This window comes from Streptomyces sp. R41, assembly GCF_041053055.1.
In the GTDB taxonomy this organism is placed as follows: Bacteria; Actinomycetota; Actinomycetes; order Streptomycetales; family Streptomycetaceae; genus Streptomyces.
The window spans coordinates 8312704-8328014 of sequence record NZ_CP163443.1; the positions used below are offsets into that span (position 1 = coordinate 8312704).

At 68.6% G+C, this 15311-nt stretch carries 17 protein-coding genes; 15 read left to right on the forward strand and 2 right to left on the reverse strand.

Going from position 1 to position 15311, the window contains the following annotated elements; all coding sequences use genetic code 11:
• The first annotated feature begins 26 nt into the window (after window positions 1-26).
• The 6 genes from AB5J53_RS37750 to AB5J53_RS37775 all read left to right on the forward strand — a co-directional run bounded on the left by AB5J53_RS37750 (window position 27) and on the right by AB5J53_RS37775 (window position 5283).
• Window positions 27-506: a MarR family winged helix-turn-helix transcriptional regulator gene (locus AB5J53_RS37750; protein WP_369250097.1), complete on the forward strand. Its 480-nt coding sequence runs from the start codon at window positions 27-29 to the stop codon at window positions 504-506.
• 84 nt (window positions 507-590) lie between these two features.
• Complete coding sequence (locus tag AB5J53_RS37755; protein ID WP_369250098.1) at window positions 591-1067, forward strand: hypothetical protein; 477 nt, start codon at window positions 591-593, stop codon at window positions 1065-1067.
• Window positions 1068-1174: 107 nt separating this feature from the next.
• Entirely contained in the window at window positions 1175-1981 is an 807-nt protein-coding gene (locus AB5J53_RS37760) for an SDR family NAD(P)-dependent oxidoreductase (RefSeq protein ID WP_369250099.1), read from the forward strand.
• Window positions 1968-3554 (forward strand): phytoene desaturase family protein, encoded by a 1587-nt coding sequence (locus AB5J53_RS37765; RefSeq protein ID WP_369250100.1) that lies wholly within the window; start codon window positions 1968-1970, stop codon window positions 3552-3554. The genes AB5J53_RS37760 and AB5J53_RS37765 overlap by 14 nt, the downstream gene beginning before the upstream one ends.
• Before the next feature lie 122 nt (window positions 3555-3676).
• Window positions 3677-4459: a BTAD domain-containing putative transcriptional regulator gene (locus AB5J53_RS37770; protein WP_369250101.1), complete on the forward strand. Its 783-nt coding sequence runs from the start codon at window positions 3677-3679 to the stop codon at window positions 4457-4459.
• Between the two features lie 53 nt (window positions 4460-4512).
• A complete protein-coding gene (locus tag AB5J53_RS37775; protein WP_369250102.1) occupies window positions 4513-5283 on the forward strand; it encodes a siderophore-interacting protein in 771 nt (256 codons plus the stop codon).
• Window positions 5284-5314: 31 nt separating this feature from the next.
• Here AB5J53_RS37775 and AB5J53_RS37780 read toward each other — a convergent pair whose 3' ends face one another.
• Window positions 5315-6187 (reverse strand): BTAD domain-containing putative transcriptional regulator, encoded by an 873-nt coding sequence (locus AB5J53_RS37780; RefSeq protein WP_369250103.1) that lies wholly within the window; start codon window positions 6185-6187, stop codon window positions 5315-5317.
• A gap of 263 nt (window positions 6188-6450) precedes the next feature.
• Between AB5J53_RS37780 and AB5J53_RS37785 the strand changes: the two genes are divergently transcribed.
• The 8 genes from AB5J53_RS37785 to AB5J53_RS37820 all read left to right on the forward strand — a co-directional run bounded on the left by AB5J53_RS37785 (window position 6451) and on the right by AB5J53_RS37820 (window position 13486).
• Window positions 6451-7377 carry an MBL fold metallo-hydrolase gene (locus tag AB5J53_RS37785; RefSeq protein WP_369250104.1) on the forward strand — a complete coding sequence of 309 codons (927 nt, stop codon included), beginning with the start codon at window positions 6451-6453 and terminating at the stop codon, window positions 7375-7377.
• A 245-nt stretch (window positions 7378-7622) separates the two neighbouring features.
• Window positions 7623-7874 (forward strand): thiamine-binding protein, encoded by a 252-nt coding sequence (locus AB5J53_RS37790; RefSeq protein WP_369250105.1) that lies wholly within the window; start codon window positions 7623-7625, stop codon window positions 7872-7874.
• Window positions 7871-8248 (forward strand): helix-turn-helix domain-containing protein, encoded by a 378-nt coding sequence (locus tag AB5J53_RS37795; protein WP_369250106.1) that lies wholly within the window; start codon window positions 7871-7873, stop codon window positions 8246-8248. The genes AB5J53_RS37790 and AB5J53_RS37795 overlap by 4 nt, the downstream gene beginning before the upstream one ends.
• A gap of 138 nt (window positions 8249-8386) precedes the next feature.
• The gene (uraD, locus tag AB5J53_RS37800) at window positions 8387-8902 is read left to right on the forward strand and encodes a 2-oxo-4-hydroxy-4-carboxy-5-ureidoimidazoline decarboxylase (protein ID WP_369250107.1); all 516 of its coding nucleotides are present in this window, start codon (window positions 8387-8389) and stop codon (window positions 8900-8902) included.
• Window positions 8899-9300, forward strand: a complete 402-nt coding sequence (uraH, locus tag AB5J53_RS37805) for a hydroxyisourate hydrolase (protein ID WP_369250108.1) — start codon at window positions 8899-8901, stop codon at window positions 9298-9300. The genes uraD and uraH overlap by 4 nt, the downstream gene beginning before the upstream one ends.
• 5 nt (window positions 9301-9305) lie before the next feature.
• Window positions 9306-10229, forward strand: a complete 924-nt coding sequence (pucL, locus tag AB5J53_RS37810; protein ID WP_369250109.1) for a factor-independent urate hydroxylase — start codon at window positions 9306-9308, stop codon at window positions 10227-10229.
• A 160-nt stretch (window positions 10230-10389) separates the two neighbouring features.
• Complete coding sequence (locus AB5J53_RS37815; RefSeq protein ID WP_369250110.1) at window positions 10390-11766, forward strand: 8-oxoguanine deaminase; 1377 nt, start codon at window positions 10390-10392, stop codon at window positions 11764-11766.
• Window positions 11767-12154: 388 nt separating this feature from the next.
• Complete coding sequence (locus AB5J53_RS37820) at window positions 12155-13486, forward strand: nucleobase:cation symporter-2 family protein (protein ID WP_369252691.1); 1332 nt, start codon at window positions 12155-12157, stop codon at window positions 13484-13486.
• A gap of 64 nt (window positions 13487-13550) precedes the next feature.
• On the opposite strand, the gene AB5J53_RS37825 is transcribed toward AB5J53_RS37820, so the two are convergent.
• Window positions 13551-14366 carry a chitosanase gene (locus AB5J53_RS37825; protein ID WP_369250111.1) on the reverse strand — a complete coding sequence of 272 codons (816 nt, stop codon included), beginning with the start codon at window positions 14364-14366 and terminating at the stop codon, window positions 13551-13553.
• 171 nt (window positions 14367-14537) lie between these two features.
• Between AB5J53_RS37825 and AB5J53_RS37830 the strand changes: the two genes are divergently transcribed.
• Window positions 14538-15176, forward strand: coding sequence for a TMEM175 family protein (locus AB5J53_RS37830; RefSeq protein ID WP_369250112.1), 639 nt, complete (start codon window positions 14538-14540; stop codon window positions 15174-15176).
• Window positions 15177-15311: the final 135 nt, after the last annotated feature.

Consider the following 15311-nt stretch of genomic DNA (forward strand, 5'->3'; position numbering starts at 1 on the left):
GGCAGTACCTGTGCACGGAGGTGGCGGTGGCGGTCGAACCCGAGGGCGTAGCGACCCGGCAGTCGAAACAGCTGCCACGCGAGACATCGCTCGGATACCAGATCAACCACCTCGCGCGCCTGCTGGAACGCGCCCTGCGGCTGAGGATCGAGCGACACGGGGTCGTGCCCGGCCAGTTCGCCCAACTGCTCGCGCTCTACGAGCAGGAGGGACTGACCCAGCGGGAGCTCTGCGACCGCGTACAGATCGAGCAGCCGACGATGGCGTACACCCTCCAGCGGATGGAGCGGGACGGACTGATCCACCGCGTCCCGGATCCGCGGGACAGACGCCAGGCACAGGTGCTGCTGAGCGAGCGTGCCCGTGAGCTTCAGGAGCCTCTGATCGCCGCCGCACACGAGGTCAACCATCTGGCGACCGGAGGTCTCGACGCCTCGGAGACGGCCACGCTGCTGAGCATGATCGCGCGCGTCATCGAAAACCTGGAGTCCACCGGGAGTCCCTGATCCCCCAAGAGGTCGGCGGCCCCCATCGACGCACAACGAGACGTCAGGAAGATCCGTCTCGTCCATCGCACCGGGGAGAAGATCGTGAAATCACGTGTGCACGCCGCCGCCGGAGTGCTCGCACTCTCGCTGATCACGCTGTTCTTCACGTCCTCTGTCGTTGTCGAGATCTTCGGCGACGAGCACGCCGTTTCGACCGTCAAGACGGCCATCGCCCTGGCGCTGATCGTCCTCGTGCCGAGCATGGCGATCGCCGGAGCCTCCGGCCGCTCCCTGAGCAGCGGTCGCCGCCGCGCCCCGCTCATCCGCCGCAAGCAGCGCCGCACGGCGGTGGCCGCCGCCGTGGGACTCCTGGTGCTCGTTCCGTGCGCCGTCACCCTGCAGTCACTGGCCGCGGAACGTGAATTCGGTACGCAGTTCTCGCTCATCCAGACCGTCGAACTCATCGGCGGCGCGGTGAACATCACGCTTCTGGCACTCAACGCCCGCGACGGCCGGCTGCTCTCGGCCGCCTCCCGGCGCCGCCGGAAGCAGCGCGTGCCCGCCGACGCACAGTCGTAAGGACCACTCTCCGGAAGGGGAAGCCATGCCGGATCAGACGCCGGCCACCCGCCCGCACGGGCAGCACGCAGAGTTTGGGCACCACCGTTGCCGGAGGACCGCCTGAGATGGCCGTCGCAGGGAAGACCGCGCTAGTCACCGGCGCGAGCGAAGGCATCGGGTTCTCCATCGCCGCGGCGCTGATCGAGGCAGGCGCGCACGTCGTGCTGACGGCACGGAGGCAGGCACCGCTGGCCGCCGCGGCCGAACGGCTGGGCCCCTGGGCAACCTGGGTCGCCGGTGACACGGCGGACGCGGAATCGGCGCAGCGCGCCGTGGACCACGCGGTCGATGTGCACGGAGGCCTCGACCTGCTGGTCTGCAACGCGGGGATCCTGATCCCGGGAGCGCTCGCGCAGCAGCCCCTGAGCGAGGTCGACCGAGTGATCACGGTCAATCTGCGCGGCACCATCGCCACGATGAACGCGGCAGTGCCCGCGATGGCGGAGCGCCCGGGTGCCTCCGCCGTGGTCGTCTCGTCGTCCATCGGCCGCCTACCGACGCCCGGAATGGGCATCTACGGAGCCACCAAAGCGGCACTGCACTATCTCGTGCCCACCTGGTCGATCGAACTGGCGCCCCTGGGGATCCGGGTCAACGCCGTGTGCGCGGGCATCACCGACACCCCTGGTCTGCGCCTCGGAGCCCAGCACATCCCCGGTCTCGAGGACTCCGTGATCGCAACGAATCTGATCAAGCGGATCGCCACCGCGGACGAGATCGCGCGGCCCGCGGTGACCCTGTTGGACAGTGATGTCAGCGGCTATGTCACCGGATCCGTCTGGGACATCGACGGGGGCTTCCAGCGCGATCACGGGAACGGCGCGCCGGCGCGCGCGGCCGAGGTCGAGGGGACGTCCCATGACGCAGCATGACGTGGTGGTGGTCGGCGGCGGTCACAACGGGCTGACGGCCGCGGCCTACCTCGCCAAGGCGGGCCTGGACGTGGTGGTGCTGGAGGCGAAGGACTACGTGGGCGGTGGCGTGATCACACGCGAGGTGACCCTGCCCGGATTCCACCACGATCTGCACGCGATCGCGCACATCTTCATCCAGGGCAATCCGCTCATCCGCGACGACGAGCTGGGCCTGCTGTCGCGGCACGGACTCGAGTACGTGTTCCCGGACCCGAGCATCGCCGTCACCTTCGCGGACGGCGACTACATCGCCTTCTACCGGGACGTACGCAAGACGGCCGAGACGATCGCCAGGATCTCGCCGCGGGACGCGGAGAGCTATCTGCGCTTCCACGCGTTCACCGATCAGCTGCTGGACATGCTCATGGCCGGGCTCTTCGAACCGCCGCCCCCGCTCGGAGCGTTCTTCGCCGGGCTGGACCAGACCGAGGTCGGCCAGGAGCTGCTCCGCATGCTCATGATGAGCTACCTGGACGTCGTCAACGAGTGGTTCGAGAGCCCGAAGGTCCGGGCCGCGCTGGCCCGATGGGTCTCGGAGATCCTGGCCGCACCCGAAGAAGGCGGCACCGGCGCCTTCCTGCTGATGATGGTGCCGGTGATCCACCGCTATGGGCTCGGCTACGCGGTCGGCGGATCGGGATCGCTGACGACCGCGCTGGTCAACTCCTTGGAGGAACTCGGCGGGACCGTCCGGACCGCGGCACCCGTCGAGAGGTTCCTCTTCACGGGCGACCGCGTGACCGGGGTCGTGCTGCGCTCGGGCGAACGCGTCGAGGCCCGGCGGGCGGTGGTCGCCGACGTGAACATCAAACAGCTGCCCGACATGGTCGACCACCGCTTCGGGGCCGACTGGGAACGCAAGGTGAGGCGGATCAAACCGGTCAGCTTCGCCTTGCTGACGGGACATCTGGCGCTGAGCGAGGCGCCCGTCTTCAAGGCCGGTCCCGAGGTGGGCAGCGCGGGCTTCCAGGAGATCGCGGTTCCGCTGCCCGAGCTGATGCGGACCTTCGACGGCCTGAAGTACGGCGTTCCGATCAGCAACATGCCGAGTATCGCCGTGGCGAGCGCCTGGGATCCCACCCGTGCGCCCGCCGGGCAGCACACCCTGTACCTGCTGAGCTACGCCCCTCTCGAACTGGACCGGGGGAGCTGGGACGAGCGCAAGGAAGAACTCTTCGACCGCGTCTTCGAGACCTTCTGCGGTCTCACCACGAACATGGGCCCCGACAAGGTACTGGGCAAGGTGATCGACAGTCCGGTGGACGGCGAGCGGTTCAACGCGTCGTGGCCGAACGGCGACCCGGGCCACTTCGGTTCGCAGCTCTTCCAGTTCATGGGATACCGGCCGATGCCCAATATGGGCTACCGGCTGCCCGCGGAGGGCTTCTATCTGGTCGGGCCGTCCACACACCCCGGATCAGGGGTCACCGGCGGAGCGCGAGCCGGAGCCCGGGCCGTTCTCGACGACCTCGGATTCGACTTCGACGACGTGATATCCGGGCAACGGCCCACCGTTGACCCGGCGGAGTAAGTGGATGCGGGGCGGCTCGGCCGACTTGCGGGGCGACAGCGCAGCCGCCCTCCCGCCCGGCCGGTGGGGTCGCCCCGGTACGCGGGGAGGCGAGCACAGTGGACATCGGAATCCTTGGCCCCTTGACGGTACGGTCCACCGGTGGACAGGCGGTGCCGACCGCCCCCAAACCACGGCAGTTGCTCGCCCTGCTGGCCGCGCGCGCGGGCCTGGTGGTCCCCGTCGACCTCCTGGTGGACGAGTTGTGGCAGGACAACCCGCCTGCCCGCGTGCTGACCGTGGTCCAGACCTACATCATGCAGCTACGCCAATCGCTTGCCCGCGCACAGGGGGCCAGCACCGCCGAAGTGACCCGCGAGACGCTCCCCTTCACCGGTTGGGGTTACCGACTGGTCGTCGACCGTGAACGGTCGGACGCGAGCGTGTTCGCCCAGTACGCGGAGCAGGGCCGACGCGCACTGCTCAACGGCGAGAACGACCGGGCATCCGCGCTGCTGCGCCGGGCGCTGCAGGTCTGGCGGGGGCCAGCGCTGGCCGATGTGCACGTGGGGGCGCACCTGTTGGCGCACCGGACCAGCCTGACGGAGAGCCGGCTCGGCGTCATCGAACAGCGCGTGGAGGCAGATCTGCGTATCGGACGGCATCACGAATTGATCGACGAGCTGACGGGGCTGGTGGCGCGATATCCGCTCCATGAGAACCTCTGCGCGCTCCTCATCATCGCGCTCTATCGCGCCGGACAGCCTGCCCGCGCCCTCGACGCCTTCGAGCTGCTGCGAACGAATCTCCGTGAGGCACTGGGAATCGACCCCTCACCGCGCGTACGCACACTGCGGCAGGCGGTTCTCGACGCGGCCCCGTGCGCGGAGTCCGGTGAGCCGCTGCGGGCGGGGTGTCCGTCGTAGTCGGCGCCGATCCGGATCGGACCCGTTCGTCCCGACAACCAGGGAGTATGTGGATGCCACCCGAAGCGAACCCGGTTCGGCGCCGTCCGGTCGACCTTCTTCTCGACCCGCTGCTCGACCTGTACTTCGTACGTGGGCGGGTCGAGCATCTCGAGCAGGCGACGCCACGCATGCGCCTGATCCGTATCACCGGGCGGAGCGTGCGCGGGCTGGACTGGATCCCGGGCCAGCACGTGAGGGTGCACGTGAAGGATGTGCACGCCCCGCTCTGGGCCGGTGCCCTGCGCGATGTGCTGCGGACCTATTCCGTGTGGTCGTACGACGGGGAAGGGCTGGAGCTGTGCGTCCTCGACCACGGGGACGGTCCCGGTGCCCGCTGGTCCGGTTCTCTCCGGGTGGGGGACGAGGTCACCTTCCGCAAACCCGAGGGGAGGTTCGTCGCCGTCGAGTCGGCCGCGTACCACCTGTTCGTGGGGGAGGAGACGGCGTCGGTGGCCTTCGGCGCGATGCTCCGAGCGCTGCCGGACAGCGCCCGCGTCCACGGCACCATCGAAGTCGCCGGCCCACAGGACCGGTTGCCGCTGCCGAGGTCCTCGGATCTGACGTGGGGTTTCCGCGGAGGCGCGTCCGCCACCCGGTCCGCCTCGCTGGTCGCGGCCGTTCGCGAGCTCGACCTGCCCGAGGAACCCGGGGTCGCTTACCTTGCCGGCGAGGCTCGCACCTGCCAGGCCGTGCGCGATCAGCTGGTGAGGGAACGCGGGTGGCCGCGCAGGTCGGTTCTGGTCAAGCCGTACTGGACACCGGGGAAGCGCGGCCTGGACTAGGCCCTGTCGGACGGGCCGGCCGCCGACGGTCTCACAGGACGCGCCCGGACGGCAGGCCCAGCTCCAGCCTGAACAGCCTGGACTGTATTTCCGCGTCCAGTGAGGGATCGGCCACCAGAATCGCCTGATGCAGGTTGTTTATGCGCGGTGAAGGATCTATCCCCAGCTCGGTGCGGAGATTCTTTCGAAGTTCCTGAAATGTGCTGAGGGCCTGCGCGGGCCGCCCCGAACGGTAAAGAGAAACCATGAAGAGGGAATGAAGATTCTCGTGGAGCGGGTGCTGCAGGACCAGTCCTGACAATTCGCTGATCAATTCGTGGTGATATCCGAGTCGCAGGTCTGCTTCCACGCGTTGCTCGACGGTCGCGAGGCGGTATTCCTCGAGATGGGTGCGGTGTGCGAGCAGGTGCGGTCCGAGCCGGACGCCCGCCAGCGCCGGTCCGCGCCACGTGCGCAGCGCCCGGCGCAGCATCACCGCCGCTTGGTCGTTCGCCCCCGCGGCCAGAGCGTCGCGCCCCAACTCGGCGCAGCGCAGGAACGCCTTTACGTCATTCGTCGTATCCGCACCTGACGCCAGGCGGTACCCCCAGCCCGTGAAGGGCAGTACCGCCTCGGCGACCTCGGCGGAGCGGATCTGCAAGGCGTCGGCGAGTGCCCGCCGCAACTGCACGATGTAGGTCTGCACGACGGTCACCGCGCTGGCCGGAGGGCGGCCCTCCCACATTTCGTCGATCAGCAGGTCCATGGAGACCGCTTGGTCCATCCGGGTCGCCAGCAGTGCCAGTAACTGCCGTGGCTTGGGTGCGGAGGGCGTGGCGTCGCCACCGCTCGACCGCACGACCAGGGGACCCAGAATTCCAATGTTCACCTTTCGCTCCCCCGTTGAAAATGCGCGGTGTCTCATCGCAAATTGAATGCTACAAGAGTTGGCGAGCGGTATGTCAACGTTTTTCTGGGGGGTTCGCCATGTGTTGACCTGGTGTCCTTCTGTTAAGGCGAGGAAAAACCGAAGGTGGGAAGTCTGTTGATTCGATTCAGCGCCCCGTGCGCCGGTCTCGTGGATTTTTCGATCAATTTGACGCCACGCGGAGGGGCGCTGTGAGCTCTTGAGTGATTCTGTGGCGCACTCGGTTCTCCTGTCCGTGACGCCACCCCGTGGAGCTTCGCATGGACACCATGACCCGAAACACCCTCGTCAAGTACCAGCTGGAACAGCTGGCCGAAGACGTGTACGCCTATCTCCAGCCGGACGGCGGCTGGTGTCTGAACAACGCCGGCATCGTGATCGGCCGCGAAGGCACCGTGCTCGTGGACACCGCGGCGACGGAGGCGCGGGCACGTCTGCTGCGGGAGACGGTCCGCACCCTCGGCCCCCGCCCGGTCACCACCGTGGTCAACACTCACAGCCACGGCGACCACACCTTCGGCAATCACCTCTTCGCCCCGAGCGCCACCATCGTGGCCCACGAGCGTGCCGCGGCGGAGATGGCCGAACACGGCCTGGCGCTGACCGGCCTGTGGCCGCAGGTCGACTGGGGCCATGTACAGGTGACCGAGCCCCATGTCACCTACCGGGACCGTATGACACTGCCGACGGCGGGCCCGCGCATGGAGCTCCTGCACCTCGGCCCCGGACACACGGCCGGTGACACCGTCGTCTGGCTGCCCGACCAGCGGGTTCTCTTCGCCGGCGACCTGCTCTTCTCCGGCGCGACACCCTTCGTGCTCATGGGATCGCTGTCCGGTTCGCTGCGCGTGCTGGACCGGCTGCGGGCCCTCGAACCGCTGCACGTCGTACCGGGGCACGGCCCGCTCTGCGGCCCCGAGCTGCTCGACGCGAACGCGGACTATCTGCGCTGGGTCCGCGAGCTGGCGCGCGCGGGCATCGCCGACGGGCTCGATCCACTGGAGCTGGCACGAGCGGCCGGACCCGGACCGTATGCCCAACTCCTCGACAGCGAACGGCTGGTGGGCAATCTGGTCCGGGCCTACGCCGAGTGCCACGGAGCCATTGCCGCCGCACCCGTCGACGTGCAGGGCGCCTTCGAGGACATGGTCGCGCTCTGCGGCGGGCTGCCGCACTGCGGAGCCTGACGGCGCCCGGGACCTGACGCGCCCCAGGGGGCGAGGCGAGGGAGGGTGCGGGGTGGTGCCGTGCCCTTCGTCCTGCCTACGCATCCCCGCTGATCGCCACGGGTGAGTCCGTTAAGGTCGTCTCGGAGCGACCGGGACACAGCGACGCCGCGCTCACGCGCCGGACGGCGGACTGTGCCCCGGATGTGCCCTCTCAGCCAGAGCTGAGGAAAATCGCAGGTCAGAGCCGATGCCATGGGGGCACAGTGCGATTGAGAGTGGAGTTCACGACCGAACCCTTCGACCTCGACGAGGCGCCCCCGCACGCGCTGGTCGCCCGCGAGGTCATCGAGGCGGCCGAGCTGGACGCCGTGGACGTCGGTCCGTTCGGCAACACGGCGGAGGGTGGCGCCGACGAGGTGCTCACGGCGGTCGACGCGCTGCTGCGCAAGACCTTGGAGGCAGGGGCCACCCGGGTCTCCCTTCAGCTCAACGTGGTCGAGGAGGGGGAGCGGTGACCGCTTTCGGGGACGACCCCTTCGTCACGGCGGTCAAGCCGCTGGTCGACGCCATGGGGGGCGAGATGCTGCCGCCCGACCAGGCCGGCGCCGACGATGTCGTGCTGTCCTGGGAGGGCGCGGACGTGGTCGCCGTACGCCTGCCCCAGCTCGCCGACTCCCTCGACCACATCCTGGCCGCCCTGGAGCGCAAGCAGGGCAGGCCGCTGGCCGACCTCGACCGCAAGGCCAAGCAGGAGGTCGTGCGCATACTGGAAGCGCGTGGAGCCTTCTCCGTGCGGCACGGCGTGGAGACCGTGGCAGGCGCCCTCGGCGTGAGCCGCTTCACCGTCTACAACTATCTGAACAGGGAAAACGCCGCGAAGGGTGACTGAGGCCGATCCCCCCACCCGCCGCCGTCCGGACTGCCCGGACGGCGGTTTTTGTTACCCGAAGTTTTCAACAAAGTGTTGACGTGGTGTTTCCGAGGGCGTTAGCTATCCGCAGCCCGTCCAGCACCACGGAGGCTTCCCGTGACTTCGAGTACGACACCTGGCGGCCTCGCCCGGTTCAACGCCCTGGAGGAGCCCGCGGCCGTCGCCGCCCTCCACGAGGCGTGCGCCTCAACGGCATGGGGGAGCGCCCTGCTCGCCCGCCGCCCCTTCGCCTCTCTCGCCGATCTCCTGGCGGCGAGCGACTCCGCCATGGCCGAGCTGACCACCGCGGATCTGGAGGAGGCGATGGCGGGGCACCCGCCGATCGGGCGGCCGAAGGCCGGGGACCCGACCTCCTCCCGGGAGCAGCGCGGCATGGCCGGCGCCTCCGAGGAGCTCAAGGAGGAGATGCTCGAACTGAACCTGGCCTACCAGGAGAAGTTCGGCCACGTCTTCCTCATCTGCGCCACCGGTCGGACCGGCGAGCAGATGCGCGACGCGGTCAAAGAGCGGATCGGCAACTCGCCCGAGCAGGAGCGCGAGATCGTCCGCGCCGAGCTGGGCAAGATCAACCGCATCCGTCTGGCCAATCTCGTACAGGAAGAAGAGGCATGAGCACCGACACCACGGCCTCCGTGTCCACGCACATCCTGGACACCAGCGTCGGCCGCCCCGCCGAGGGCGTCGCCATCCAGCTCGCGGCCCGCGCCGGGCGTGACGCGCACTGGCAGGCGCTCGGCGGCTCCGCGACCGACGCGGACGGCCGGTGCAAGGACCTTCCGGCGCTGCCGGAGGGGACGACCCACGTACGGCTCGACTTCGCCGTCGAGCAGTACTTCGAGTCGGATTCAGAAAAAAAGCAAGCCGATGCGCAGCAGGACGCCCCCGCGAATCGGGACAGCGGCGCGTTCTTCCCGGAAGTGGCGATCACCTTCGCCGTCAAGCCGGGCGAGCATTACCACGTACCGCTGCTGCTCAACCCGTTCGGCTACTCCGTTTACCGAGGGAGCTAGCAGACATGCCCACGATTCTGGGACAGAACCAGTACGGCAAGGCCGAGAACCGAGTCGTCAAGATCACCCGTGACGGCGACACGCACCACATCAAGGACCTGAACGTGTCGGTCGCGCTGAGCGGCGACATGGAGGAGGTCCACTACTCGGGCTCCAACGCGAACGTCCTGCCGACGGACACCACCAAGAACACGGTGTACGCCTTCGCCAAGGAGTACGGCATCGAGTCCGCCGAGCAGTTCGGCATCCATCTGGCCCGGCACTTCGTGACGAGTCAGGAGCCGATCAAGCAGGCGCGCATCCGTATCGAGGAGTACGCCTGGGAGCGCATCGAGACCTCGGACGCCAACTCCAAGTTCATCGGCGCCGACGCGGTCAAGCACTCCTTCGTACGCAAGGGCCAGGAGACGCGGGTCACCCAGATCACCTTCGATGGTGAGAAGTGGGAGGTCATCTCCGGCCTGAAGGACCTCGTCGTGATGAACTCGACGAACTCCGAGTTCTGGGGCTACGTCAAGGACAAGTACACGACGCTCCAGGAGGCGTACGACCGCATCCTGGCCACCCAGGTCTCCGGCCGCTGGCGCTTCAACTGGAGCGGCGACGAGCAGAAGATGCCCAACTGGGAGAAGTCCTACGACCAGGTCAGGAAGCACATGCTCCAGGCCTTCGCGGAGACGTACTCGCTGTCGCTGCAGCAGACCCTGTACCAAATGGGTGCGCGCATCATCAACAACCGCAGCGAGATCGACGAGGTCCGCTTCTCCCTCCCGAACAAGCACCACTTCCTGGTGGACCTGAAGCCGTTCGGGCTCGAGAACGACAACGAGGTCTACTTCGCGGCCGACCGTCCGTACGGGCTCATCGAGGCCACCATCCTGCGCGACGGCTGCGAGCCGCACATCCCGGTGGACCTCACCAACCTGTAGTACTGCACCGCAGGACTTGTGCTCGATCCCCGACGCGTGCGCCGGCGTCAAGTCCCAGGGGGAGAGCGGGGGCATCTGCGCAACAACAGCACCACGGATCCGGTCGTCACCCCGCTCGACCCCCGGGTCCGTCCACCAATGGGAAGAACGAGGAACCGCCGTGGCAGCTTCGCGCATCGTGATCGAGAACTGCGCCATCGCGACCGTGGACGCGGGCGACACCGAATACGCCTCGGGCTACATCGTCGTCGCCGACAACAAGATCGAGTCGGTGGGCGCCGGAAAGGCCCCCGAGAACCTGGAGAACGTGGTCCGCCGCATCGACGGCACAGGGCATCTGGCAACCCCTGGCTTGGTGAACACCCACCACCACTTCTACCAGTGGATCACCCGCGGCCTGGCCACGGACCACAACCTCTTCAACTGGCTCGTCGCGCTGTACCCGACCTGGGCGCGCATCGACGAGAAGATGGTGTACTCCGCCGCACAGGGCTCCCTCGCCATGATGGCCCGCGGCGGCGTCACCACCGCGATGGACCACCACTACGTCTTCCCGAAGGGCTCCGGCGACCTGTCCGGCGCCGTCATCCGGGCGGCACGCGAGATGGGCGTCCGCTTCACCCTCGCCCGCGGCTCCATGGACCGCAGCGAGAAGGACGGCGGTCTGCCGCCGGACTTCGCCGTCGAGACCCTCGAAGGCGCCCTCGCCGCCACCGAGGCCACCGTCGACGAGCACCACGACGCGTCCTTCGACGCCATGACCCAGGTGGCCGTGGCACCCTGCTCGCCCTTCTCCGTGTCGACCGAGCTGATGAAGCAGGGCGCCGAGCTGGCCCGCCGCAAGGGCGTACGGCTGCACACGCACGGCTCGGAGACCGTGGAGGAGGAGCAGTTCTGCAAGGAACTGTTCGGCATGGGCCCGACCGACTACTTCGAGTCGACCGGCTGGCTCGGCGAGGACGTGTGGATGGCGCACTGCGTCCACATGAACGACTCCGACATCGCCGCCTTCGCCCGTACGAAGACGGGTGTGGCCCACTGTCCGTCCTCCAACGCCCGTCTGGCGGCCGGCATCGCGCGCGTCCCCGACATGCTGGCGGCCGGCGTCCCGGTCGGCCTCGGCGTCGACGGCACCGCCTCGAACGAGTCGGGCGAGCTGCACACCGAGCTGCGCAACGCGCTCCTCATCAACCGCCTCGGCGCCCACCGCGAGGCCGCCCTCAACGCCCGTCAGGCACTGCGCCTCGGGACGTACGGCGGCGCCCAGGTCCTGGGCCGCGCCGCGCAGATCGGCTCCCTGGAGGCGGGCAAGCTCGCCGACCTCGTCCTGTGGAAGCTCGACACCCTGGCGCACGCCTCGATCGCCGACCCGGTGACCGCGCTGGTCTTCGGCGCGGCGGCCCCGGTCAGCCTCTCGCTCGTCAACGGCAAGCCGGTCGTCGAGGACAGCCGCCTGCTGCACGTCGACGAGGACGCCATCGCCCGCTCCACACGGGAAGAGGCACAGCGCCTGGCGCAGATCGCCGGCCAGGCCTGAGAGCCCGAGTCCTGACCCCCACCCGGGGTCCGGGCACGGCTTTGAACAACTGGAGATCTCCGGCTGAGGGGGACGGCCCTCGGCCGGTAGCCGTGGACCCGAGCGGGGTCCATGGCGGCCGTATCCGGGGCGCGCATGGACGTGTGCGCCCCGGAACGGTCTCCGTCCCGCATGAACGGGATCCGTTCTCATGAAGGGGGCCAATCCCTTCGAACGGTTTCCGTCCCGGTCCCGCACGACCGCGCATCACCTCCCTGAACCCCGCGTCAACGCCGACGTGTAACCGACCGGAGGAGCCGCCGTGGCCGCCCAGCCCGCGCCCAGCACCGATGCAGAACCAACTGGCCAGCTCAGGCACCCAGTTGACGAGAAGCTCCCGCCCCTGAAAATGGCGACCAGCGGCCTGCAGCACGTGGCCGCCATGTACGCCGGAGTCGTCGCCCCGCCGCTGATCGTCGGCGCCGCCGTCGGTCTCTCCGCCACCGAACTGACCTTCCTCACCGGCGCCTGCCTGTTCACCGCGGGTCTCGCCACCTTCCTGCAGACCCTCGGCTTCTGGAAGATCGGAGCCAGGCTGCCGTTCGTCAACGGCGTCACCTTCGCGGGCGTCGCGCCCATGACCGCGGTCGTCGCCTCCGCCAAGGACAAGAGCGACGCGCTGCCGATCATCTTCGGCGCGGTCATCGTCGCGGGCGTCCTCGGTTTCATAGCCGCCCCCTTCTTCAGCAAGGCGGTCCGCTTCTTCCCGCCCGTCGTCACCGGCTCGGTCATCACCCTGATCGGCGTCTCGTTGCTGCCGGTCGCCTTCGGCTGGGCACAGGGCCCCAACCCCGCGGCCGACGATTACGGCTCGATGACCTACCTGGGCCTGGCGGCCGCCACGCTCGTCATCGTCCTCCTGCTGCGCCGCTTCACCCGCGGCTTCGTCAAGCAGATCGCCGTGCTGCTCGGCCTGGTCATCGGCACACTCGTCGCGATCCCCTTCGGCGTCACGGACTTCGGCCCGGTGGCCGACGCGGACGTCGTCGGCTTCCCGACCCCGTTCCACTTCGGCGCCCCGCAGTTCCAGGTCGCCGCGATCCTCTCGCTGTGCGTCGTGATGGTCGTCTCGATGACCGAATCGACCGCGGACATGCTGGCGTTGGGTGAGATCGTCGAGCGCCCCGCCGACGAGAAGACCATCGCCGCGGGCCTGCGCGCCGACACCCTCGGCTCGGCGATCAGCCCGCTGTTCAACGGCTTCATGTGCAGCGCCTTCGCGCAGAACATCGGCCTGGTCGCGATGACACGGATCCGCAGCCGGTACGTCGTCGCCACCGGCGGCGGCTTCCTGGTGCTGATGGGCCTGTGCCCGATGGCCGCGTCACTCATCGCCGTCGTCCCGCGACCCGTCCTCGGCGGTGCCGGCGTCGTCCTCTTCGGTTCGGTCGCGGCGAGCGGCATCCAGACCCTCGTACGGGCGGGCCTGGAGAAGGACAACAACGTCCTGATCGTCGCCGTCTCGCTCGCCGTCGGCATCATCCCGATCACCGTGCCGGACTTCTACCACGCCTTCCCCGAGACGGCGAAGATCGTCCTGGACTCGGGCATCTCCACGGGCTGCGTCGCGGCCGTGGTCCTCAACCTCGTCTTCAACCACCTCGGCAAGGGGCAGGACGCGGACGAGGTCACGCATCCCATGGAGGCGGGGGAGGACCTCAAGGCCGTACCGGCCCACTGACGACCCGGGCACACGGAGGGCGCGGCACCAGGGGAGTGCCGCGCCCTCCGCCGTACCGGGGGCGTCAGCCGATGTGGTAACTGTCCCCGTACACCTTCCAGTCCAGCGGCGGATCAAGGTTCAGATTCCGCTTGCGCAGGAAGACCCGCTGCTCGGTGTCGACCCGGCTGGTGTCGGAGTGGGCCTCCTCCTGCTTCATCGCCCACACCCGCGCGTCGAGGAAGGCGTTCAGATACGTCACCTCGTCGCCGCCCTGGGAGGGCGGCTGGGCCTTGGCCAGAGCGCGCCGGCGAATACTGCTGAAGCTGGTGCTGTCGCCGCCGTCGCCGTGCATCACGATGGCGTCGTAGTACGTGAACTGGCCGAGCACACCGATGCCGTCGGCCTTGCCCTGCCGTACGGCCGGGTTGAAGTAGACACGGTCGCGTTCGTCGTTCTGGGCCTGCTGGAACGCCGAGTCCTGGGCCGCCCTGTGCCAGTCGCCCTGGAAGCCGGGGTCGAGGCCCTCGTGGGAGTCGCTGCCGTTCACCTCGCGCAGCGCGGGCAGGTACTTGGCCAGTACGTTGCCGGGCTTGCGCTGCGTGTAGAGCTCGACGAGGTCGAGCATGTCGCCGGTGCCGGAGCAGAAGCCGATGATCCCGGCGGTGTAGCCGCGCCCGTCGCCGATGTCCTCGATGTACCTGTACTGCGCCTTCCAGTCCAGCGAGGAGTTCTCCGCGCTGGAGACCAGCTTCATGGCGATCTCCTTCTTCGCCGGGTCGTCCAGACCGGCCGGCGCCGCCGTCGCGGACTGGGTGGCGATGATCGGACCTGCCACCAGCGATGCTCCGATCAGGGCGAGCAGGGTGCGACGTGACGTGCGTATGTGGGGGGTGTGCACGGTGCCTCCGATGGGGGAGTGTGACGTTGCCGCGTACTGTTAGGAAAGTTTCCTACCAGAGATTGGGGACGCCGTACACCCGTTGGGCGAGGGCGAGTTGGTGATCGGGGAAGCCGTGTGCTGGGCTACGGTCTCAGCGCACAGTCATGACCACGAGGGGGATTCCACGTCATGAACGAGTCGGGCCGTGTCGAGGCCTTCAGCGACGGCGTCTTCGCCATCGCCATCACGCTGCTGATCCTGGAGATCAAGGTCCCCGAGACCGGTGAGCACGGCGGACTGTGGCACGCGCTGGGCGCGCAGTGGCCGTCGTACGCCGCCTATGTCGTCAGCTTCCTGGTCATCGGCATCATGTGGATCAACCACCACCAGGTCTTCAGTTACGTGGCCCGGGTCGACCGCACCCTGATGTTCCTGAACCTGCTCGTCCTGATGGTCGTGGCCGCCGTGCCCTGGCCGACGGCGATGCTCGCGGAGTATCTGCGCGAGGACAAGGCGTCCCATGTCGCCGCCGCCGTCTACAGCATGGTGATGGTCGCGATGGCCCTGGCCTTCCAGGCCCTGTGGTGGCACCTCACGCGCACGGGTCACCTCTTCGACACCCGGGTCGACGTCGAAGCCGCTCGCCGCACCCGCGTCCGCTTCGCCCTCGGCTCCCTCGCCTACCCCGCCACGGTCGGCCTGGCCTACGTCTCGGCCCCGCTCACCCTGGCCGTCCACGGCCTGATCGCGATCTACTACGGCTTCAACCAGGTACCGGTGCCGACCCGAACGCCTGACAAGGCCGCGCTGCCGGAAGACGGCCGGTGAACAACGACGTGGGCGGGACGCCCATCGGCGTGCGGAAGTCCGCGGTCATGTGCGACTGGTCGTAGTGGCCGGTGGCGGCGGCCAGTTGGGCCCACGGGGTGTCCGGGGACCGGTGGGCGTAGGTGAGGATGTGGC

Bases quoted from the DNA above. Each gene is read 5' to 3' on its own strand.
- AB5J53_RS37760 (WP_369250099.1), top strand. From the start codon at position 1,175: ATGGCCGTCGCAGGGAAGACCGCGCTAGTCACCGGCGCGAGCGAAGGC.
- AB5J53_RS37765 (WP_369250100.1), top strand. From the start codon at position 1,968: ATGACGCAGCATGACGTGGTGGTGGTCGGCGGCGGTCACAACGGGCTG.
- AB5J53_RS37820 (WP_369252691.1), top strand. From the start codon at position 12,155: ATGGCGACCAGCGGCCTGCAGCACGTGGCCGCCATGTACGCCGGAGTC.
- pucL (WP_369250109.1), top strand. From the start codon at position 9,306: ATGCCCACGATTCTGGGACAGAACCAGTACGGCAAGGCCGAGAACCGA.
- uraH (WP_369250108.1), top strand. From the start codon at position 8,899: ATGAGCACCGACACCACGGCCTCCGTGTCCACGCACATCCTGGACACC.
- AB5J53_RS37780 (WP_369250103.1), bottom strand. From the start codon at position 6,187: ATGAGACACCGCGCATTTTCAACGGGGGAGCGAAAGGTGAACATTGGA.
- AB5J53_RS37830 (WP_369250112.1), top strand. From the start codon at position 14,538: ATGAACGAGTCGGGCCGTGTCGAGGCCTTCAGCGACGGCGTCTTCGCC.
- AB5J53_RS37785 (WP_369250104.1), top strand. From the start codon at position 6,451: ATGGACACCATGACCCGAAACACCCTCGTCAAGTACCAGCTGGAACAG.
- AB5J53_RS37775 (WP_369250102.1), top strand. From the start codon at position 4,513: ATGCCACCCGAAGCGAACCCGGTTCGGCGCCGTCCGGTCGACCTTCTT.